Source organism: Halobellus clavatus (genome assembly GCF_900107195.1).
GTDB classification, from domain to species: domain Archaea; phylum Halobacteriota; class Halobacteria; order Halobacteriales; family Haloferacaceae; genus Haloquadratum; species Haloquadratum clavatum.
Genome location: NZ_FNPB01000008.1, coordinates 160,979 through 181,531, shown reverse-complemented (window position 1 = coordinate 181,531; position 20,553 = coordinate 160,979). Strand labels below are relative to the sequence as shown.

At 66.2% G+C, this 20,553-nt stretch carries 21 protein-coding genes; 13 read left to right on the top strand and 8 right to left on the bottom strand.

Annotation, left to right across the window (positions count from 1 at the left end; translation table 11 throughout):
* Window positions 1–600: 600 nt before the first annotated feature.
* Entirely contained in the window at window positions 601–1,518 is a 918-nt protein-coding gene (locus tag BLU74_RS18990) for a PGF-pre-PGF domain-containing protein (RefSeq protein ID WP_175454642.1), read from the top strand.
* 15 nt (window positions 1,519–1,533) lie between these two features.
* Here BLU74_RS18990 and BLU74_RS12695 read toward each other — a convergent pair whose 3' ends face one another.
* The 3 genes from BLU74_RS12695 to BLU74_RS12685 all read right to left on the bottom strand — a co-directional run bounded on the left by BLU74_RS12695 (window position 1,534) and on the right by BLU74_RS12685 (window position 4,880).
* Entirely contained in the window at window positions 1,534–3,150 is a 1,617-nt protein-coding gene (locus tag BLU74_RS12695; RefSeq protein ID WP_089767807.1) for a sensor histidine kinase, read from the bottom strand.
* A 150-nt stretch (window positions 3,151–3,300) separates the two neighbouring features.
* Complete coding sequence (locus BLU74_RS12690; RefSeq protein ID WP_089767858.1) at window positions 3,301–4,017, bottom strand: metal-dependent hydrolase; 717 nt, start codon at window positions 4,015–4,017, stop codon at window positions 3,301–3,303.
* Between the two features lie 113 nt (window positions 4,018–4,130).
* Window positions 4,131–4,880, bottom strand: coding sequence for a hypothetical protein (locus BLU74_RS12685; protein ID WP_089767804.1), 750 nt, complete (start codon window positions 4,878–4,880; stop codon window positions 4,131–4,133).
* Between the two features lie 84 nt (window positions 4,881–4,964).
* Here BLU74_RS12685 and BLU74_RS12680 point away from each other — a divergent pair, with 84 nt between their 5' ends.
* The 12 genes from BLU74_RS12680 to BLU74_RS12630 all read left to right on the top strand — a co-directional run bounded on the left by BLU74_RS12680 (window position 4,965) and on the right by BLU74_RS12630 (window position 13,473).
* Entirely contained in the window at window positions 4,965–5,696 is a 732-nt protein-coding gene (locus BLU74_RS12680; protein ID WP_089767802.1) for a fumarylacetoacetate hydrolase family protein, read from the top strand.
* A gap of 45 nt (window positions 5,697–5,741) precedes the next feature.
* Complete coding sequence (locus BLU74_RS12675) at window positions 5,742–6,131, top strand: DUF1648 domain-containing protein (protein WP_175454641.1); 390 nt, start codon at window positions 5,742–5,744, stop codon at window positions 6,129–6,131.
* Window positions 6,132–6,202: 71 nt separating this feature from the next.
* Window positions 6,203–6,805: a gluconate 2-dehydrogenase subunit 3 family protein gene (locus tag BLU74_RS12670; protein WP_089767855.1), complete on the top strand. Its 603-nt coding sequence runs from the start codon at window positions 6,203–6,205 to the stop codon at window positions 6,803–6,805.
* Window positions 6,798–8,408 (top strand): GMC family oxidoreductase, encoded by a 1,611-nt coding sequence (locus BLU74_RS12665; RefSeq protein ID WP_089767797.1) that lies wholly within the window; start codon window positions 6,798–6,800, stop codon window positions 8,406–8,408. Before BLU74_RS12670 ends, BLU74_RS12665 begins: the two co-directional genes overlap by 8 nt.
* A 227-nt stretch (window positions 8,409–8,635) precedes the next feature.
* On the top strand, window positions 8,636–9,733 hold the full coding sequence (gene hisC / locus BLU74_RS12660; protein WP_089767795.1) for a histidinol-phosphate transaminase: 1,098 nt from the start codon (window positions 8,636–8,638) through the stop codon (window positions 9,731–9,733).
* The gene (locus BLU74_RS12655) at window positions 9,730–10,257 is read left to right on the top strand and encodes an adenylate kinase family protein (protein WP_089767793.1); all 528 of its coding nucleotides are present in this window, start codon (window positions 9,730–9,732) and stop codon (window positions 10,255–10,257) included. Before hisC ends, BLU74_RS12655 begins: the two co-directional genes overlap by 4 nt.
* Window positions 10,258–10,263: 6 nt before the next feature.
* The gene (locus BLU74_RS12650; protein WP_089767790.1) at window positions 10,264–10,884 is read left to right on the top strand and encodes a CDP-alcohol phosphatidyltransferase family protein; all 621 of its coding nucleotides are present in this window, start codon (window positions 10,264–10,266) and stop codon (window positions 10,882–10,884) included.
* Window positions 10,885–10,956: 72 nt separating this feature from the next.
* A complete protein-coding gene (locus BLU74_RS12645) occupies window positions 10,957–11,178 on the top strand; it encodes a zinc ribbon domain-containing protein (RefSeq protein ID WP_089767788.1) in 222 nt (73 codons plus the stop codon).
* Window positions 11,178–11,339: a DUF8143 family protein gene (locus tag BLU74_RS18985; protein WP_175454640.1), complete on the top strand. Its 162-nt coding sequence runs from the start codon at window positions 11,178–11,180 to the stop codon at window positions 11,337–11,339. Before BLU74_RS12645 ends, BLU74_RS18985 begins: the two co-directional genes overlap by 1 nt.
* Window positions 11,340–11,420: 81 nt before the next feature.
* Window positions 11,421–11,963 carry a multiprotein bridging factor aMBF1 gene (locus BLU74_RS12640; RefSeq protein ID WP_089767785.1) on the top strand — a complete coding sequence of 181 codons (543 nt, stop codon included), beginning with the start codon at window positions 11,421–11,423 and terminating at the stop codon, window positions 11,961–11,963.
* A gap of 57 nt (window positions 11,964–12,020) precedes the next feature.
* Window positions 12,021–12,665 carry a triose-phosphate isomerase gene (gene tpiA, locus BLU74_RS12635; RefSeq protein ID WP_089767783.1) on the top strand — a complete coding sequence of 215 codons (645 nt, stop codon included), beginning with the start codon at window positions 12,021–12,023 and terminating at the stop codon, window positions 12,663–12,665.
* A 52-nt stretch (window positions 12,666–12,717) separates the two neighbouring features.
* Entirely contained in the window at window positions 12,718–13,473 is a 756-nt protein-coding gene (locus tag BLU74_RS12630; protein WP_089767781.1) for a DICT sensory domain-containing protein, read from the top strand.
* 13 nt (window positions 13,474–13,486) lie between these two features.
* Here BLU74_RS12630 and BLU74_RS12625 read toward each other — a convergent pair whose 3' ends face one another.
* From BLU74_RS12625 to BLU74_RS12605, 5 genes are all read right to left on the bottom strand, one after another.
* The gene (locus BLU74_RS12625; protein ID WP_089767779.1) at window positions 13,487–15,370 is read right to left on the bottom strand and encodes an ATP-binding protein; all 1,884 of its coding nucleotides are present in this window, start codon (window positions 15,368–15,370) and stop codon (window positions 13,487–13,489) included.
* A gap of 88 nt (window positions 15,371–15,458) precedes the next feature.
* On the bottom strand, window positions 15,459–16,853 hold the full coding sequence (locus BLU74_RS12620) for a DNA polymerase Y family protein (RefSeq protein ID WP_089767777.1): 1,395 nt from the start codon (window positions 16,851–16,853) through the stop codon (window positions 15,459–15,461).
* Window positions 16,854–17,068: 215 nt separating this feature from the next.
* Window positions 17,069–17,497 carry an HTH-type transcriptional regulator LrpA1 gene (gene lrpA1, locus BLU74_RS12615; protein ID WP_089767774.1) on the bottom strand — a complete coding sequence of 143 codons (429 nt, stop codon included), beginning with the start codon at window positions 17,495–17,497 and terminating at the stop codon, window positions 17,069–17,071.
* A 158-nt stretch (window positions 17,498–17,655) separates the two neighbouring features.
* Window positions 17,656–18,591: a thiamine pyrophosphate-dependent enzyme gene (locus BLU74_RS12610; protein WP_089767771.1), complete on the bottom strand. Its 936-nt coding sequence runs from the start codon at window positions 18,589–18,591 to the stop codon at window positions 17,656–17,658.
* Between the two features lie 2 nt (window positions 18,592–18,593).
* Window positions 18,594–20,489: a 2-oxoacid:acceptor oxidoreductase subunit alpha gene (locus tag BLU74_RS12605; RefSeq protein ID WP_089767769.1), complete on the bottom strand. Its 1,896-nt coding sequence runs from the start codon at window positions 20,487–20,489 to the stop codon at window positions 18,594–18,596.
* Between the last annotated feature and the right edge of the window lie 64 nt (window positions 20,490–20,553).

Sequence of the window (20,553 nt, the reverse complement as noted above, 5' to 3'; positions counted from 1 at the left end):
GTCGTAGCCATCGGGCTACTCGCCGGGGCCACGTCGCTGTCCGTCGTCGCACACCAGTCGGATACGGCGCAGGTGGGGGGCGATGAGTCGGCTGTTGCGGCCCTGGAATCCACGTTCGGTTCGTCGGTTACGTCAGGTCTCCAAGCGCCCACGGCACGATCGCAAGCGCAGAACGGCAGCGAATCGTCGGACAAGGGACAAGAGCAAGGACAGGGACAAGAGCAAGGACAAGGACAGGAGCAGAAGCAAGGACAGGGACAAGAGCAAGGACAAGGACAGGAGCAGAAGCAAGGACAGGGACAAGAGCAAGGACAAGGACAGGAGCAGAAGCAAGGACAAGGACAGGACCAAGGGCAATCACCTGAACAGCGGGGAGGCTCATCGGGGGAAAATGCCAATCCGCCGGGAGGGGGCAGTGAGCAAAGCCAAGCCGGCGGCAACGGTGAGGGTCCACCAGACGAAGCGCGTGGAACAGACCGCGGGGCCGGAAAGGGCTCTGCCGGCGCACCGGGGCGGGGACCGGCTGATTCGCCCGGTCGTGGGACGTTGCCGGCCACGGTAAACGTCTCCTCTGGCGGGAACAACAATCGGACGAAGACCGTGGTAAACGCCTCCGTCCGGAAGGCCCAAGCTGGCAAGCGTGGTCGGATCGACCTCCAGTCACAGCGAGGGCGGCCGACGAACGCGTCGAACAGCTCGCTGTCACCGGTCGGCGTCACCGCGATGGAACTGACACCGACGCGGAATGGATCGTTCTCGCTGAACGTGACAGCAGCTCCTGATATCGAAGGTTCACCGGAGTTTACCACCGACGACGGAGCCGAGGCGATGTCCCACATCCGTGTGAACCACTCGATCTCGAACGAGGAACTGAACGGGAGCGTCGATATCGACTTCCGTGTGGACAGAGGCCGACTCGAAGACCGGAGAGTCGAACCGGAGAACGTCGCTCTCTATCGGTACGAGAACGGTTCGTGGAGCGAGTTGTCTACAAGCGTCCTGAACGTTACCGAAGAAGCGGTACACTTCCGCGCGGAGTCCCCGGGACTCTCTGAATTCGCTGCCGGTGCGAAACGTGCGCGCTTCAGTGTAGAAACAGTCGATGTAGCGGTCGAAACGGTCGAGGTCGGCGACGATCTTCGCGTACGAGTGCGAGTCGCGAACGACGGGGGAGCGGACGGAACGTACGACGCCCAGCTGTTGCTCGATGAGACCATCGTCAAGGAGCAATCGCTCACGATTGCCGCCGGGGGGCAGCGGCGGACGCTGTTCGTGCACCCTGCGACCGACACCGGGACCTACGAGGTCCGTGTAAACGACGTGGCCGGGGGGACAGTCTCCGTGCAGGCCGCCACTGAACAGTCGAGAGAGACAACCGAAGATCCGGCCGGCACGGCGGACGAGCGTGCCAGTCGCACGACGACGTCCGCGACCGAGATGCCGGGCCCGGTCTTCAACCCGGTCGCGTTACTCGCCGCAGTTCTCTGTGGGCTCGGCGTCCGAATCCGGCGGCGCTGAGGGTGTCGTCTGGGCTCATCCCTCATGAAGCGGCAGGCGGAGGATGACAACGCTGCCGTGGGGGTCGTTTTCCCGGAAATCGATGGTGCCCCCAGAGCGATCGACCAGCCACTTCGTCACCCAGAGGCCGAGTCCACTCCCGTGTTCCAGTGGCGTCTCCTCACCTGATTGAAGAACTGATAGCTCTTGGGTCGGGATTCCGGGGCCGTCATCAGCAACTGAGAGATGTGCCTCGTCGCTGTCGGTCTCGATTTGTACCTCGACCGTCGGCGTTCCGTCGTGATGGACGCAGGCGTTCTCGACAAGATTCTGAATCGCGATCCCAATCTGGGGGACGGCGCGTACGTGGACTGAACCTGGGGCCGATAGTGACACCGTTGCCTCGGGGTGCTCTGCGGCCACCTCCGTGACGATATCCTCGGCTTCGGCGGCGAGGTCTACCGTCTGGGGATCCTCGACGTCGAGTTGTTGGCCCAGCCATCGCGCTTGATCGCTCACCTGAACCAGCCGGTTCCCGCGACGACGTATCGTCTCCGCACTGCGCCGAATATCGTCGCGTGCCGCATTCTCGGCGATGACTTCGGCGTAGCCGAGAATAACGTTCATCTCGTTTCGGACGTTGTGGCGGAGGACACGGTTCAACACAGCCATACGTTGCTCCCGCTCGCGGATCGCCGTCTCACGATCACCCAGCGCCGCTGCGAGCGCGTTGAATCTATCGCTGATCCGGTGCCACTCCTCGGCAGACTCGAGTTGGATCGTATGATCGTACGCGCCCTCTCGGAGCGCGGCAAAGCCGTCGAGAAGCCGTTGCGTCTGACGCACGGTCAGTCGGTGTTCGATGAGCCACAGCAACCCGACCAGCAAGAGCACGAGCACCAGACCCACCCCCTGAGCGAGGCCGAGCATCCTGATTCGAGCGTCCAAGGGAGCAGCGTCTCGTTCGACGGTGACGACCCACCCGTACGGCTCGGCCCGGTCCCGACCGACCACCGCTTGTCCGAACGGCTCTCGACTCTCGAAGATGGTTTCCGTGCCGGCCTGAACCGAAACTCGCTGATCCTCGCGCGCGAGTGGCTTCACCGTACTGAGGAAAGTGTCGTCGGAAATATATATCGACGCCGCGAGGATGCCTGCTACACTTCCATTGACGGTTATCGGCGCGCTGACGACGACCAGATACTGCTCACGTTGGTCGACGTACTCGGGGTCGGTGACGGACGCCCCCTCGGTTCTGGCTCGGGTGACGTACGCCTCGTCGCTCACGTTGGAGCCGACAGTCGCGGTCCTGACGTCGTTATTGATTTGCCCGTCAAACGCGACGACAGTCCCGTTCATATTGACGATTTGGACGGCGAAGAACCGACTGTTGTCGACGACGCCATCGATGAGGCGCTCTGTGTTTGTGAATCCGTCTGCACCCGCCTTCGAGGCGACGTACCCGATGTAGTCGCGTCGCTCGTCGAGCGCGGACTCGATCTGAGCGGCTGCCATCGCTGCGGACTCTTCGGCGGCATTGTGGCTCCGATCGAGCTCCTGCTGCTTGTAGAGCTCGAGCCCCCCGTAGATCGTCGAACTGAGCAGCAGAGCGACCACGATCAGGACGACGGCCCACCGTGTCTGTAGTCTCACTCGCGTTCCCGAGTTGCCAAGTCGATAACGAGACCAGTATAGCTATCGGAAGAGTTTCTCTCGTGATAATCAGGCAGGCTGGGGCGGTAAGGTATCTCCAGAGAGTCGAAGACGGTCCCGGAGCGCGGATCTGCTGTCGCGTCCGGAGGGTTACTCCAGCGTGAACGTCTCGTCGCCGTCGAGTAGTTGCACCTCGGCGTCCGCTTCGCTGGCCGCCACCTCGCTGACGAGGTCGTCAGTGTCGATTTCGACCGGCGGGAAGGTGTCGTAGTGCATCGGCAGGAGGTGATCGACGCCGAGCCACTCCGTCGCGATCGCGGCCTGCGTCGGTCCCATCGTGAAGTGATCACCGACCGGCAGCGCTGCGGCGTCGGGTTCGAGGTACGGGCCGATGACGTCTTTCATCTCGGACATCAGGCCGGTGTCGCCGGCGTGGTAGAACGTCGTCGCGTCCGGATCGGACTCCCGTGTTGGTTCCTCGTCGCTGATGACGAAACCGATCGGCAGTCCGAGGCTGTACTCGTAGTCCGTGTTGAGCCCGTTGGTGTGATCGGCCCGATGCATCGTCACGAACGCGTCGCCGCACTCGACGGTGCCGCCGATGTTCATCCCGATCGACGACTCGAAGCCGACCTCCTCTTCGATATACGTCGTCAGTTCGGGAACGCCGACGACCGTCGCGTCGGTGAACGCCCCAGCGTCGGCGATGTGATCGGCGTGACCGTGAGTCAGGAGGACGAAGTCGGGCGTCTCGACGTCCTCGGCCGACAGTTCTGTCATCGGGTTCTGGAAGAACGGGTCGATCAGGAAGGTCGTGCCGTCGACATCGACGTGCCACGTGGAGTGGCCGTGCCAGGTGAGTTCCATCGTCATCGTCCGTCCGCACGTTTCTCCGGATCGACAATAAAGCGTACTGTCCCGGATGCCGTCGGGCGGCGGCGCACCGCTCGGTCACCCGTACTTGGCAGGATCCGGAGCGATCACAGGATCAGCACGAACGCGCCGAGCAGGAGGCTCCCGACACCGATAGCGACGCCCCCGAGAGACGTTCGCGCCATCCGAGAGGCGGTCGCCGCCGGCGTGGCGTCCGAGACGACGATCGGATCGATGCTCGCACCGCTCGCGGTGACCCGACCGACGACGGTACACCGTTCTCCGGGCGTCGCGCGCTGTTCGGTGTAGCGACGCGTTCCCAGCGACAGCGTCGCGAAGAGCGATCGGAGGACGTTCGGCGGCGTTTGCCACCGCGTCGTCGTCGGGTACCCGGACGTGCTGTGCTCGAAGCGGGCCACCCGATCCGGCGGCTGGGCGTCTGCCGCGACAGTCGCGACGGTGTCCCGATCGAGCGAGACGGTCCGGACCGACGGTTCGACGTCGACAGCGGCCGCAGCGGTCCGGAGGCGGAACGCCACCGACCCGGCGGTCTCGTGAATCGTCACGAACCCGGGAAACACCGTGGGCGTCACCCGCCGCTCCTCGACCGCGTACCGCAACGCCACGCAGTCGCGGCCGCTGAACGGCGCAGTCAACGGGTCCGGATTGCCAGGTTCGACGGTCCCGGTGAGGCTGAGCAGCGCTCCCGGATCGGCCGACTGGACCGAGTCGGCGGCGGTCGCGCGGCGGACGGTGAGCGCCCGCCACACGTGGCGGCCGCTGAAGACGAGCACCACGGCACCGAGCAGTATCATCGCGATACCGAAGACGGAAGTCCACGGACTTGCGGAGGGCATACCGACGCGTTCTACGGGGGTTGTCAAGGGTCTGGCGACGCCGCGATAGAAAGAACGAAACACCGGGGCACCGAGGACCCGGATATGCACACGGTCAGATTTCGCGATCCTGCAGGATCGATCCGAACCGGCGAGTGGCACGGCGACAGCGTCTCGTTCGCCGACGAGACGTACGACCTCGACGCGGTGGACGTGCTGGCGCCCTCGGACCCCACGAAGATTGTCTGCATCGGTCGCAACTACGCCGACCACGCTGCGGAGATGGACAACGAGATCCCGGATCGACCGTTGCTGTTCCTCAAGCCGCCGAACGCAGTCGCAGGTCACGGCGACACCGTGACGCTTCCGGCCGGGAAAGAACGGATTGACCACGAGGCGGAGATGGCGGTCGTCGTCGGCGAGCAGGCCCGTAACGTCGACGCCGACGACGCGATGGAGTATGTCGCCGGCTTCACCTGCCTGAACGACCTCTCGAACCGCGACGACCAGCGCCAGGAGACGAACTGGGTCCGTGGCAAGGCCTTCGACAACGCCGCGCCGATGGGCCCGGTGCTCGCGAGTCCCGACGAGGTGCCCGCCGACGCCGAGATCGAACTCCGCGTGAACGGGGAGACGCGGCAGTCCTCTTCGCGGGACCACCTCGCCTTCTCGGTCCCCGACCTCGTCGAGGAGATCACGACGTACCTGACGCTGGAACCGGGCGACGTCATCGCCACCGGGACCCCCGCCGGCGTCGGACCACTCGAAGACGGTGACACCGTCGAGGTGGAACTCGAGGGCGTCGGCGTCCTCGAACACGACGTGCGGATCCCATAACTGACCCGCGCCACACGCGCGTTTCTCCAACAGAAAGCGACGATGATGCGATATTCCCGCCTCGACGCGCTCTCGGTCGCTCTCCTCGTCGGTGCAGCGGTCGCCGGCGTCGCCCTGCTCCCGTCGCTACCCGACCGAATGGCTGTCCGATTCGGAACCGGCGGCGCGCCGAACGAGTATATGGCTGCTCCGCTCGCGGTTGCCCTCGTCCCCGTAGTTGGCCTCCTCGCTCTTGGGGCGGTGCGAGGCGTCCTGCCGCCCGGGCGCGACGTCCCCGCACCGGCGTGGTTCGGCGTGGCGCTCGCCGCCTTCCTGACGTACGTCCACGGCCTCGTCATCGCCTGGAACCTCGGAATCAAACTGAACGTGACGCTATTCGTCCTTCCGGGCGTCGCCGTGATCGTCGGCCTCGCGTTCCTCTCCGGTCGAGAGTGACCCGCCGCGATCGGTCCACTGGTCCGTGGCGAAAGACAACCCATAAGTTTAGGTGTGCCTAATCCGTGGCCGTGGAACTGACGCGACGCGACGCACTGGCAGCGCTGGCCGCCACCGGGTCGGCTGTGGGCGGCGGTGTGCTCGCCGGCCGATACGGCGCGCCGACAGCCGAGTCCGCACCCGAGAGCGAGCCGACCCACTCGTCGGCGTCGCTGTCGACACCGCTGCTCGACCTCCTCGATGGGGTCGCGGAGGTGCTCTATCCGAGCGACGTCGAGGGGCGGCGCGCGTTCGTCGAGACGTACGTCCTCGGCCGGATCGACGATCGGCCGTCGTACCGAGCTGGGATGGACGAGGCGGCCGCGCAACTCGACGCACTCGCACGCGACTGGGAAGACGCCGCCTACGCGACCCTCGACGTGGAAACGCGGGATCGATTGCTCCGGGGGATCGGTGTCGAGACGGCGGATCCGGTGCCCGATGGGACGCTCACCGAGCGAGTCCGGTTCTATCTCGTCAACGACCTGCTCTTCGCGTTCTACGCGTCGCCGACGGGCGGCCGACTCGTGGGGATCGAGAATCCGATCGGGCACCCCGGTGGCATCGAGAGCTACCAGCGGGAGTCGATGTCCGATGCGGCAGCGACGCCGGGAGAACAGGCCGACGATGGCTGAGCAGAGCGACGGCGGAGTCGGCGACGGGACTGATCGGACCCCGGCCGCTCGGGCGGACGTCTGCGTCGTCGGCGCCGGTCCCGCGGGGGCGCTCGTCGCGCATCGCCTCGCAGCGGCGGGTGCGGACGTCGTCGTGCTCGAGGCCGGTCCCCGTTTCGACGTCGACCGCCGACGCGAACAGCAGGAGGCCGTCATCCGGCCCGGAATGGGCGATCCCTGGGAGATGGGCGGTCCGCGCGACGCGTACACGACCGGGGGGCGCGGCTACCCGCTCAACGCGGCGCGTGTGAAGGGAATCGGTGGCTCGACGCTCCACTGGCAGGGGATGGTGATGCGGCTGCACGAGCGCGACTTCGAGATGCAGACCCGACACGGCGTCGGCGCGGACTGGCCACTCTCGTATGCGGACCTGCAGCCGTACTACGCCGCGGCGGAGCGGGCGTTCGGCGTCGCGGGCGCGATGGACAACCCCTACGCGCCGCCGCGGGAGGAGCCGTTCCCCCTCCCGGCGTTCCCGCCGTCGCACTCGGATTCGCTCTTCGCCGACGCGTGCGAGCGGCTGGGCATCGATATGCACTCCGTTCCCAACGCGCGGAACTCCGAACCGTACGACGGTCGCGCCGCGTGTCAGGGGTACGGGACCTGCAAGCCGGTCTGTCCGTCGGGAGCGAAGTACACCGCCGAGTCACACGTCCGGAAGGCCGAACGGGCCGGCGCGCGCGTCGTGGACCACGCACCCGTACAGCGACTCGAACACGACGACGACGATCGGGTCGAGACCGCCGTCTACGCGACGCCCGACGGGCGCGAACACCGACAGTCAGCGCGGCAGTTCGTGATCGCCTGCGGGGGCGTCGAGAACGCTCGATTGCTGTTGCTCTCGGCGTCCGAGCGGTATCCCGAAGGACTGGCGAACTCCTCTGGGGTCGTGGGTCGCTTCTTTATGGACCACCTCTTCGCCGGCGCGGGCGGCCGGCTCGGGGAGCCGACGCGGCAGAATCACATCGGCTTCAACACCAGCGAGTGTCACCAGTTTTACGACGACTCCGAGCCCGTCGAGGGGCTGAAGTTGGAGTTTCTCAACTACGCGGGGCCGTCGCCGGTGATGGAGGCACTCGGTGCCGACACGTGGGGGGACGACCTGCTCGAGCAGTTGCGAGACGCCTACGGAACCCACGTCGCGATCGGCGCGCTCGTCGAGCAACTGCCCGACGCCGAGAACCGCGTGACGCTCGATCCGAGCGAGCGGGACGACCACGGCAACCCGGTTCCCCGCGTGGAGTGGTCACTCGACGGGCGAACCGAACGGGCGATCGAACACGCGAATGCGATCCAGCACCGAATCCTGACGGAACTCGGCGCGGAAGTCGAGTGGACTGTCGGCCCCGACGCCACCGGGCCGGCGTACCACCAGATGGGGACCACGCGGATGGGATCGGATCCCGAGTCGAGTGTCGTCGACGCCGACTGCCGCTCACACGACCTCTCGAATCTCTGGGTGCTTGGCTCCTCGACGTTCCCGACGGGAGGGGCGATGAATCCGACGCTCACGATCGCGGCGCTGTCGCTGCGCGCGGCCGATGCGCTGGAAGCAGCCCTCTGAGAGCGAACAGCCGGCACCCGCCGCCGACCGGATCCGCCCCGATCCGGTCTGCGCTGTCCCTACGCCGCTGTGCCGGACAACCGCTGTCGGCGCAGGGGAACGGTCACGTCACGGCGACGCTGGCCGCTCGATCACACATAAACACTCGGGCGTGGCGGGTCTCGCCCGGGTCGGATCCGGCAGTCCGAGACGGACCCTTCAAGACCCGCGGGCGACTCCGTACGCGTATGCAACCGAGGGATCTCTCCGCGCACGAGGCGTACGTACCCGGGCGGGGGGCCAAGGAGGTGGCTCGCGATCTCGGGATGGACCCCGAGGAGCTGACGAAGCTCTCGTCGAACGAGAACCCCCACGGCCCGAGTCCGGACGCCGTCGCCGCCGTCGAGAACGCCGCACCCGACGTGAACGTCTATCCGAAGGCGTCGCACACCGACCTCACCGCACGGATCGCCGAGCACTGGAGCCTCGACGAGATACAAGTGTGGCTGAGCGCCGGCGCCGACGGCGCGATCGACTACCTCTCGCGGGCGTTCCTCGAACCAGGCGACGAGATGCTGGTCCCGGAACCGGGGTTCTCCTACTATCCGATGTCGGCGCGCTATCACCACGGCGAGACGTCGACGTATCCGGTCTCGAAGGACGAAGACTTCGAACAGAGCGCCGAGCACGTGCTCTCGTCGTACGACGGCGAGCGGATCGTCTACGTGACGACACCGCACAACCCCACGGGATCCGTCCTCGAAGCCGACGAGATCCGGGCGCTCGCGAACGGCGTCCACGACCAGACGCTGGTCGTCGTCGACGAGGCCTACGCCGAGTACCACGACGCGCCGTCGGCGATCGAACTCCTCGACGAGTACGACAACCTCGCCGTGCTCCGGACGTTCTCGAAGGCCTACGGCCTCGCCGGACTCCGGATCGGCTACGCCGCCGTTCCCGAGGCGTGGGCCGACGCCTACGCCCGGGTGAACACGCCGTTCGCCGCAAACGAACTCGCCTGTCGGGCCGCGCTCGCCGCGCTCGACGACGACGAGCACCTCGAACGCTCCATCGAGACCGCCCGCTGGGCCCGAGAGTACTACCACGAACACCTCGACGTGCCGACGTGGCCCTCGGGCGGGAACTTCGTCCTCTGTGAGGTCGGCGACGCGAGCGCGGTGGCCGAAGCGACCCAGGAGCGCGGTGTCATCGTTCGTGACACGTCCAGTTTCGGCCTCCCCGAGTGCATCCGGGTCTCCTGCGGGACCCGTGAGGGAACGCGCCGGGCCGTCGACGTCATCAACGAGGTCGTCGCCGAGATCGGGCCGGAGGCGACCGAACCGTGACGCAGATCGCGCTCACGGGGACCCCGGGAACGGGAAAGACGACCGTCGCCGACCTCGTCGAGGCGCAACTCGACGTCGAGGTACTCCACCTCAACGACGCGATCCGCGAGGCGGACCTCTTCGCGGAGCGCGACGTCGAGCGCGACTCGCTGGTGGCCGACCTCGACGCCGTCGAATCGTGGGTCCAAGCGGAGACAGCCGACGACGGGAAGACGCTCGTCGAGTCCCACCTCTCGCATCTGCTGGCCGTCGACAGGGTGATCGTGCTCCGCTGTCATCCCGAGGAACTGAAACCTCGGCTGCGCGAGCGCGGCGAATCGGAAGCGTCGGTGGCGGAGAACGCAGAGAGCGAGGCGCTCGACGTGATCCTCGCCGAGGCAGTCGAACGGCACGGCGAGGACGACGTCTGGGAGATCGACACCACGGACCGGTCGCCCGAGGCCGTCGCCGACGACGTGAAAGCGGCCGTCGAGAGCGAGATTCCGCCCCGCGTGGGCGTCGTCGACTTCATCGAGTACCTCTGATCGACGATGACACTCGACCAGTACCGTGACCTCGCAGACCGGCTGCTCGCTCCGTTCGTCGCGGCCGCGGACCGACTCGGACTGACCCCCGACGGCGTCAGTGTCGTCGCGTTCGGGTTCGCCGTCGCGGCCGGGGGCGCGTTCTACCTCGCGACGCCGACGTGGTACGTCCTCGGGGGGCTATTCGTCTTCCTGAACGGCTGGCTCGACCTCGTCGACGGCGCTCTCGCGCGGGCCCAGGGCGTCGACAGCGACGGGGGCGATCTGCTCGACCACGTGCTCGACCGGTACGCCGACATCGTGATGCTGGTCGGCCTCGCGGCCGGGATCGACGCGTACGGACTGGGACTGGCCGCGGTCACGGGCGTGTTGATGACGTCGTATCTCGGGACCCAGATCCAGGCGGTCGGCCTCGGCCGCGAGTACGGCGGACTCGTCGGCCGGGCGGACCGGTTGGCGATCATCGGCGTCGTCGCCATCGTCGCGGCCGCGGTCCGCGTGCTCCCCGGACCGCCGGTGGCGGTGCTCGGACGATCCGTCGTCGGCTGGCTGCTGATCTTCTTCGCCCTCGTCGGCCACCTCACCGCGCTCCAGCGATTCTGGGGCGCGTGGTCGGACCTCGGCTGAGTCCGTCGCGTCTCAGTGACCTCCGTCGCACGGAGGACAAAACACATTACGATCGCGGTAAGAGCCGGGAGTATGGTCCCCCAATCCTCCACCACCGACCGCGGCTGTCCGAAGTGCGGCCACACCGAGACTGACGTCGGGACGATCTCGACGACCGGCGGCGGGCTCTCGAAGATGTTCGACATCCAGACGAACAGCTTCGAGGTCGTCTCGTGTACGAACTGCGGCTACTCCGAACTGTACCGAGACACCACTTCGAGCGGCAGCGACATCGTCGACGTCTTCCTCGGGTGATGACCGGGGGCGCGTTCGCGCTCGTCGTCTTGCTGTTCGCGGTCGTCGCGCCGCTGGTCCTCTACGTCCTCGTGCGGCGCGAGCACGACCAGCGGCAGACGATGGACAGAGCGGACGCCGAGCGAGCGGCGCGACGCGATACTGGCGATCAGCGACGCTGACGTTCGTTCGCTGCGCGTCCGCTCGACGTCACCGCGCCGCGCGGCGTGTGCTTTATACCGCACCCTCGACTACGAGGTGATATGCCCCAGTGCGAGATGTGCGGCAGTGAGCAGCCGTCGCTGACGACGGTGAAGGTCGAAGGGGCCGAGCTCGAACTGTGCGACGACTGCAAAGAGTTCGGCACCGAGGTCCGCACTGAGTCGAGTTCTTCCCAGTCGACGAAGTACTCGACGTCGAGTTCGTCCGGAACGAGCGGATCGAGCAGTTCGTCGAGCAGCGCGGCTGGCGGGAGCACCGGCGGCGGCTCCGGTGGCTCGTCTCGACGCCGCGATATGTTCGACGATATGGACGAGATCGCCGGCGACTACGACCGACGGATCCGCGAGGCCCGCGAGGACCGCGGCCTGAGTCAGGAGGAACTCGCCAACGCTCTCAACGAGAAAGCGAGCCTGATCCGAAAGCTCGAACGCGGCGATATCCTGCCGTCCGACGACGTCCGCGCGAAACTCGAAGGCGACCTCGAAATCTCACTCGTCGAGGGCGAGGACGCCGACGACAACGACTGGTCCAGCGACTCCTCGACGACGACGACGCTCGGCGACGTCGTGAAGCGAAAAGACTGACCGAGAGAGTCGGTACAGAGAGGAACCTATTTCGGCCAGTAGCGCACACGGAGACCTATGTTCATCCTTGTCAACCTGAAGGCATACCCCTGTGATCCGATCGAGGTAGCGTCGGCCGCGCGCGACGTCGCCGACGACTCGGGCGTCCGGATTGCGGTCTCACCGCAGGCCGCGGACCTCGCCCGGGTCGCCGAGACGGGGGTCGAGACGTGGGCGCAACACGTCGACCCGAACAGCCACGGGAGCCACACGGGCAGTACCCTCGCCGAGGCCGTCGCCGACGCCGGCGCGCAGGGGACGCTGATCAACCATTCCGAGAAGCGGCTCCGTCTCGCTGACATCGACGGCGCGATCCAGGCGGCCGAGCGGGCCGGCCTCAAGACCTGCGTCTGTGCGAACAACCCCGCACAGATCGGCGCGGCGGCCGCGCTGGGCCCAGACAGCGTCGCGGTCGAACCGCCGGCGCTCATCGGCGGCGACGTCTCCGTCGCGACGGCCGACCCGGGGATCGTCGAAGACGCCGTCGAGGCCGCAGCCGCCGTCGACGACGACGTCGCCGTCTACTGCGGTGCGGGAATCTCTTCGGGCGAGGACGTCGCGACCGCGGGTGACCTGGGAGCGTCGGGAATTCTCTTAGCCTCTGGCGTCGCGAAGGCCGACGACCCGCGCGCGGCGCTGGAGTCACTCGTCGATCCACTCTGATGAATCGCCTCATCCCCTCGCCGTCGTCGGCTGCCGCTCGTCGCGCTTCGTTATGACCCTCAGACAGTTTCTCGACGATGCAGAGAACCCCGACCGCTCGCTGATCGTCCTCAACAGGACGGCGCCCGACCCGGTCCAGCAGATGCTCGAAGAGCTGTTCGACGGACAGTCCGTCGACATCGACGAACTGGATCTGACAACGGGGGACGACGATCAGGTACTGGTCGTCGAGGAGAACGAGGTGGTCGCGAGTTCGCCCCTCGAAGACCTCCAGGAATCGATTCTCTTCATCAACTCGGACCTCTTCATCACCGGGACGCGCGGCATCGAGGCGGTCGAACTCCCGTCGGCGCTGAAAGGCCTCGACGAGATCCCCTTCTACCTCCAGGGATACCCGAAGTCCCACTCCGAGAAGTTGCTCTTGATCCTCATCTCGCGGTACATCGAACGGACGGCCTGGGAGGAGGGCGAGGGAACGCTCCGGACGTCGTTCCAGAACCTCTCGCGGATCGAAGACGAGTTGGGGACGAACAAGGTCTACACGCGACTCGACCAGACGGACGTCGACGTACACGTCTACGGTGCGCCGGGATGGGAGCCGTCACCGGAGATGGACATCACGATCCACGCCGGTTACGAGCAGGACTTCCTGGAATCGTGGTTCGTAGTCTTTGTCCCGCCGGACGGGAGTGACAGCCAGATCGCGCTGTTGGCGCTCGAAGAGGAACCGAACGAGTGGGTCGGCTTCTGGACGTTTCGGGAGTCGATGGTGAACCGTCTCAACCGGTATATCGAGCGGCGACTGTGAGACGCGGGGTCGATCAGTCCTCTGCGATGCCCGGGTCCGCGTCCCGCTCTGCTCCGGGTTCCTCGGTCGGAACTGCGCCCGCCGCGTGGCCGCCGCTCCCGGTGGCCGTGGTCTCGGCTGTCTCCGCGGGCCGGGGGTCGTCTGCGTCTGTCCCGCTAACGCCGTCGTCCTGAGAGCCATCGTCCTCGTCGCGCGGGTTCGACAGGTCCGGCCGGAATGCCGCTTCGACCGCGGTGACGACCTCCCTGAGTTCCGCCTCCGAGAGCCGATCGGCGAACTCCGAACGGACCAGGTCCGGGAGCGCGTACGCGTATCGTCCGCGACCGACGTGTTCGACGAAACCGGCGCGGCGGAGCGGCCCGTTGCGGCTGTAGGCGAGTTGTTTGTCGCCGACTTCGCCCGCGGCGACGTGCGCGTCGACGGGGTCACAGTCGTCGATCTCGCGGTAGAACGCCAGCATCCGGCGGGAGGCCGGGGGGAGCGACGCGACCACCTTCCGGAGTCGTTCGACGACATCCTCGCGGCCGGTCAGTCCGGCGGTGTGCTCGTGTGCGCGTTCCGGAGCGATGTCGGTCGGCCCGCTGTCGAGCAGTTCCACGTCGTTACCGACGTCGAGTCCGGGGTACGCGCCCGCGGCGGCGGCAGTGACGGCATCCGGATCCGGCTCCGAATCGGCTTCAGCGTCGGTGTGGTCTGTGTCTGCGGTGTCGCTGGCGGTCGCAGCGCCGGTCGCGGGCTGTTCGTCTCCATCGACCGGGGGCGCATCGTCGTACTGATCGAGTGCCGCCTGCTGCTCTTCAGGCCGGCTCAGGTTTCGCCCCTCACCGCCGCGGTACGGCGACTCGGCGGTCTGGAACATCGCCTGGGCGAACTGGTCGGCCATCTGTGAGAGGTCCCGCGCCTCCTCGAGTTCGCGCTCGAGCTGTTGGATGCGCTTGTCTTTCTTCTCCACTTCCTGTTTGAGGTCTGCGATCTCGCTCTCGCGACGCGCCTTCTCGTCGGAGATGTCCTGCAGTTCGGAGACGAGATCGCCGTCGACGGACTTCAGATCCGGGCGCTCGAAGTCCTCGAGTCCGGGCGTCGCCCCGGCGTCGAACGTCTGCTTCTTGTGGAACTTCACCCGCCGAAGCGACTCCGACCAGTCCGTGACGAGGAACGCCTCGCCGTCGTCCATCTCCTCGATCGCGTTGGCGTACTCCGACCCCAGGATCCGGCCGACGACCTTCGTGTCGTTGTTCCAGGTGAGGCGATGCCAGACGAGCCAGTCGCACTGGGTGATGAAGTCCTTCTTGACGTCGGCCGGCCGCTGTGAGATGCCCACGATCCCGAGCCCGTGCTTGCGCCCGCGCTTGCCGATTTTGATGAGCATCTTGCCCGCTTCGGTCATCCCGCCGCCCTCGGGGATGTACTCGTGGCACTCTTCGACGAGCATCAGGAAGGGCTTCTTCAGTTTCTTCTCCTTCGCGAAGAGGTGCCGCGCGACCGCGGTGAGGAGTTCCTGCGCCTCGTCGTCGTCGAGGTAGCCGGAGACGTCCAGGATGATCGGGACGTTCTGTTCTAAGGCGAGGTTCGCGAGTTTCTCGGCGTGCTCGGGACTGACGACGATGTCGCACTCCTCGTCCGCGCCGGCGTGCAGCAGTTCGAACTGCTCTTTCAGGCCGTAGTACTCGCCGTCCGTGTCGACGATCAGGACCGGAAAGTTGTTCGAGAGCAGGTTCTCGATGACCACCGAGGCCGTGTTCGATTTCCCCGATCCGGACTTGCCGGTGATGAACCCCCGGCCGGTCAGGATGTCGACGACGGGCAGGTCGACTGTCGCCCCCGGGTCGTGGGTTCCGTCGCCGCCCGGCCCCTCGCTCACGTTCGCGACGGCGATCGTCTCCGTCTCCTCGGTCATTGCTGAGAGGCTTGCTCTCGCGGGACATAGTTCCTTCCCCGGGAAGACGGGCGTCTGACGTGCGTCTGACGCCGGTTCCGGGATCAACTCACTCCCCGGGGTCGAACTGGTCGAGCGACGCCTGGCCGCGCCCGGTGTCAGACCGCTCGTGGCCGTCGGCTTCGCCCTCGCCGTCTCTATCCTCGACGGCCGTTTCTCCCTCCCAGCCGTCGAGTTTCGCCTGTTCGCCGTCTGCGAACGAGAGGTTCGAGACGCGGACGCCGACCTTGCGCGCGGGGTCGTCTTCGAACTCGGTAAGCAGATCCAGCGCGACACGTTCGACGAGTCCCGGCTCGTCGACCGGCCCCGAGAGCGATCGCTCGCGGGTGTTGACGTCGTAGGGCGGGACGACCACCTTGATGCCGATCGTCCGGTAGGTCGCCCCGCGGTTTCTCGCCCGGGCGGCGACGTCCGAAGCGAGCGCCCTGACCTGTTCACGTTTCTCCGCCCTGTCGGTCGTCGCTCCCGCGAACGCCGACTCCCGCGAGAGACTCTTGGGCCGGCCCGTGGGGGTGACCTCCCGGTCGTCGACGCCACGAGCGCGGTCCCGCAGTTCCGGGCCGCGGGAGCCGAACGCCGAGCGGAGTTCGGTCGGATCGGCGTCCGCGAGGTCGCCCGCCGTCTCGATCCCCATCGAACGCAGCCGATCGGCAGTGACCGGACCGATGCCGTGAACGGCCGTGACCGGCAGCGGAGCGAGAAACGCCGTGACGTTCCCGGGTTCGACGACCACGAGTCCGTCGGGCTTGTCGTGGTCGGACGCGATCTTCGCGGTCGACATATTCGGGGCGACGCCGATGCTGGCGGGGACGCCCACCTCGCGGGCGATCCGCTGTTTCACGTGTCTGGCGTACCCTTCGGCCAGCGTTCGCTCACCGTCCGGAGCGCGCTCCCAGGCGGTTCGACCGGTCACGTCGAGGTACGCCTCGTCGATACTCACCTCTCTGACGACGTCGGCCGACTCGTGAAGGACGTCCTTGACCGACGCCGCGACCGAGCGGTAGAAGTCGAGGTCGACGGGCCGGTAGTAGCCGACAACGTCGTGATCGGCGTCGTCGTCTGTCGGTGAATCGTTTGTGCCGTCTGTCGGTGGATCGTTCGCGCCGTCTGTCGGTGGATCGCTCCCGCCGCCCGCCGGCGGATCGTTCACGCCGTCCGTCGGTCCATCGCTCGCGCTGTCCTCGGCCGCCCGCGGCACCCGTTCGAGCGCCTGTGAGATGGGCTGAGCGCTCTCGACCCCGTACTCGCGAGCCTCGTAGCTCGCGGTTGCGACCGCGCCGAAGGTCTCGCCCGCCTCGTACCCCATCCCGACGATGACTGGCTCACCGCGGAGTTGCGGCTCTCGTAACCGCTCGCAGGAGGCGTAGAAGCAGTCCATATCCACGTGGAGGACGATCCGCGAGGACGGTTCGGTCTCCACGCCGGGAAGGGTCTCACCGCTCATCGTCCGCTGGGGAGGTCGTGGCGGGAGACGAGACGCGGTGCTCGTCCCGCGGCGTGCTTCGGTCTCCGTTCCGTCCGGTCACGACGCGTCTGGATACGTGAAATTAGATGAGGAACCACTATAGCGTTCGCAAACCGGGGCGGAAGTGAATCCGAGCGAGGGGTCGGGCGAGACGGGCGAGCAGAAGAGCGGAGACCTCGACGGTACAGGGGGCCTTACTTCAGACGTTCCTGGAGGAACGACGGGTGAGCGGCCGTGATGCCCTCGATGCCGAGCAGCGTTTCGGAGATCACGTCGCCGAGCGCGTCGCCGTCGGGGGCCCGGACTTCGGCCATAAGCATGTGATCGCCCGACGAGGTGTACAGCGACTCGACGGCCTCGAGTTCTTTGAGTTCGCGAGTGGCTTCGACGTAGCGCTCTGAGGCGACGTCGAGCCCCACCAGCGCGATCGACGTCTCGGAGAGCTTCTTCGGATCGACGTCGGCCGAGTAGCCGACGATGATCCCCTCGTCTTCCATCTTCCGGATGTACTTCCGCACGGTCGGCTTCGAGACGTCCGCGCGGTCCGCAATCTCCGAGTACGACGCCTGGGCGTCCTCTTCGAGTACGTCGAGGATGCGCCCTTCCGTCGAGGTAGTTTCCATACCTGTATGTTTTGCTCGATAGAAAAAATACCTTCCGAATAAACAAAGCGACCTCACGCCGACGAAACGATCGAGTCACAGCTTGACCAGCGGGCTTCGGAGCCGGGTGATTCCAGTCGGTATCGCCGCGGCGTCTGGCGATCCGCGTCGGGAGGTCGTTACTTGTGCTTGTCGAGGAACGTGTCGTAGACACGCTCCCACTCGTAGTCGTCGTCGAAATACCGCTCGGCGAGCGGTTCGTCGGGAATCTCGCCGATGCGCTGTTTCTCCTGCTGGTAGGACGGCCGGTCGTCGACGTAGTAGCGGCCGGTGAGCACGGTGCCCTCGTGCAGTGCGTTCTCCGTCTTGAACATCATATCGGAGGCCTCCGACCGGCTGGTGTTGTCGAACTCGTAGTCCTCGGAGTCGTTGACGTCGATGTAGGGGACGTACTGCTTGGCGTCCTTGTTCCAGGTCGGACACTGCGTGAGGAAGTCGACGTGGGAGAACCCGTCGTGTTCGATCGCCTCGACGATGATCTCTTTGGCCTGGTTCGGGTTCACCGCGGCCGTCCGGGCGATATAGGACGCGCCGGCGTTCAGCGACATCGACAGCGGCCGGATCGGATCCTTCGCCGAGCCGTGCGGTTGCGTTTTCGATTTGTGGCCCTTCGGCGACGTCGGCGACGTCTGCCCCTTCGTCAGCCCGAAGATCTCGTTGTTGAACACGATGTAGGTGATGTCGTGGTTCTCCCGGGCCGTGTGCATGAAGTGGTTGCCACCGATGCCGTAGCCGTCGCCGTCGCCGCCGGCGGCGATGACCGTGAGGCCGGGATTCGACAACTTGGCCGCCCGCGCGATCGGGAGCGAGCGTCCGTGGATCGTGTGGAACCCGTAGCTGTCGAAGTAGCTGTTCAGTTTGCCCGAGCACCCGATGCCCGTCGAGACGAGCATCTCCTCAGGTGAGAGGCCCAGTTCCGCTGCCGCACCCTTCAGGGCCTTCAGGACCCCGAAGTCGCCGCAGCCTGGACACCACGTCGGCTGTGGTTCGAGGCCGGGGGTGTACTCGTTACGGTCGCGTTCGTCGTCTTCGCCGATTGCACTGAATGCGCTCATTTTCAATCACTCGCTGCGGGGACGAACTTGGTCTCGTGGCCGGGCAGCGTCCCGTCCTCGACGATGCTGGTGACGAACCCGTCGACGATCTCGGCGGGCTCGAATGGGTTGCCGTTGTACTTCAAGAGGCTCGAGAGCTTCTCGCCGAAGCGACCGAGCTCCTTCTGGGTCAGGCCGCGGAACTGCGCGGAGGCGTTCATCTCGACGACGAGCACCTCGTCGACGCTCTCGATGAACTCGGTCACTTCCTCGACCGGGTAGGGAGCGAGTTCGGAGACGCCGAGGGACTTCACCGAGTGACCTCGGTCGTTCAGTTCGTCGACGGCCTCCTCGACGGTCCCCTGCTGGGAACCGAACGTCATAATCCCGTACTGCGCGTCCGCGGGCCCGTAGTGGGCGTTCGTGCCCTCGTCAGTGTCGAGGTCGGCCCGGATGGCCTCCATCTTCTGCGTCCGACGGTCGACCTGACTGACGCGGTTGTCGGGGTCCTCGGAGATGTGCCCCGCGGGCATATGCTCGTTCCCGGTCGCGAGGTAGCGACCGCCCTCCTGGCCCGGGATCGACCGCGGGCTGACGCCGTCCTCGACGTCGTGCTGGAAGCGGTTGTACTTCCCGGAGGCGTCGTGGGGAGCGTCGGCGAGCTCAGCTTCGGTGACGACCGATCCCAGGTCGGGGTTCGGTTCCTCGTCGAACACGCTGGCCGGGACGTTCTGCAGTTCGCCGCCGTTCTTCTGATCGTAGAGGACGATCGACGGAATCTGGTACTCGTAGGCGATCTGGAACGCGCGGCGGGTCTGTCTGTACGCTTCCTCCGCACCCGCAGGCGCGAAGACGACTCGGTGTGAGTCTCCCTGCGAGGTGTACAGGACGTGTTCGAGGTCCGCCTGCTCGGGCTTGGTCGGCATCCCGGTGGATGGGCCCGCACGCATCGCCTCGACGAGGACGACCGGCGTTTCGGTCATCTCGGCGAGGCCGAGCGGTTCCGACATCAGCGCGAAGCCGCCACCGGAGGACCCCGACATCGCCTTGACGCCCGCGTGGGACGCACCGAGCGCGAGCGCGGCCGCGGCGATCTCGTCTTCGACCTGTTCGGAGATGCCGCCGACCTCGGGGAGGTTCTGCGACATAATGGTGAAGACCTCGGTCCACGGAGTCATCGGATAGCCCGCGATGAACCGACAGCCCTCGTCGAGCGCGCCGTAAGCGATCGCGTCCGATCCCGAAATGAGGACCTGCTCCTCGTCGTGCTCACCTTCGGGCACCGTGATGTCGGGGGCGTCGGCGTCGAACTCCGTTTTGACGGTTTCGTAGGCGTCGTCGAAGACCGACATATTCGGCTCGAAGATCTTCTCCGGCATCGCGTCTTCCATCAGGCTCTTGATCACCTGAGGCTCGATGTCGGCGATGGCGCAGGTGACCGCGACACCGGCGGTGTTACGCATCACTTCGCGGCCGTGGTCGCGGGCGATGGTCCGAAGGTCGATGTCGTAGACGTGCCAGTTGTTCTCCTCGACGCGCTCCTCGAAGTTCGGGATATCGTCGGTGTCGAGCAGTCCCGAGTCGTAGACGATGACCCCACCCTCGTTCAGTTCATCGAGGTTCTCGGACAGCGGTTTGACCTCCTCGTTGCCGTAGTAGGCGTTCTCCTGGGGGTTCCGCGCGAAGGAGTCACCCAGCGAGAGGAGGAAGTTGTAGCCGTCGCCGCGTGACCGGACGGGGTCCGCGGAGACGCGGACCTCTGTGTAGGTGTGGCCACCACGGATGCGCGACGGGTAGTGACGGTGCGTGAATACGTGTAGGCCCGCTCGCATCAGGGCCTTTGCGAAGTTCTGGCTCGTCGAGGCGATTCCGTCTCCGGAACCTCCCGCGATTCGCCAGATGAGTTCGTCGTCAGTCATATCTAAGCTCACGGCCCGCGTGGGCCACTACCGAACAATTTCGAAAGGAATCGATTAAAGCCTT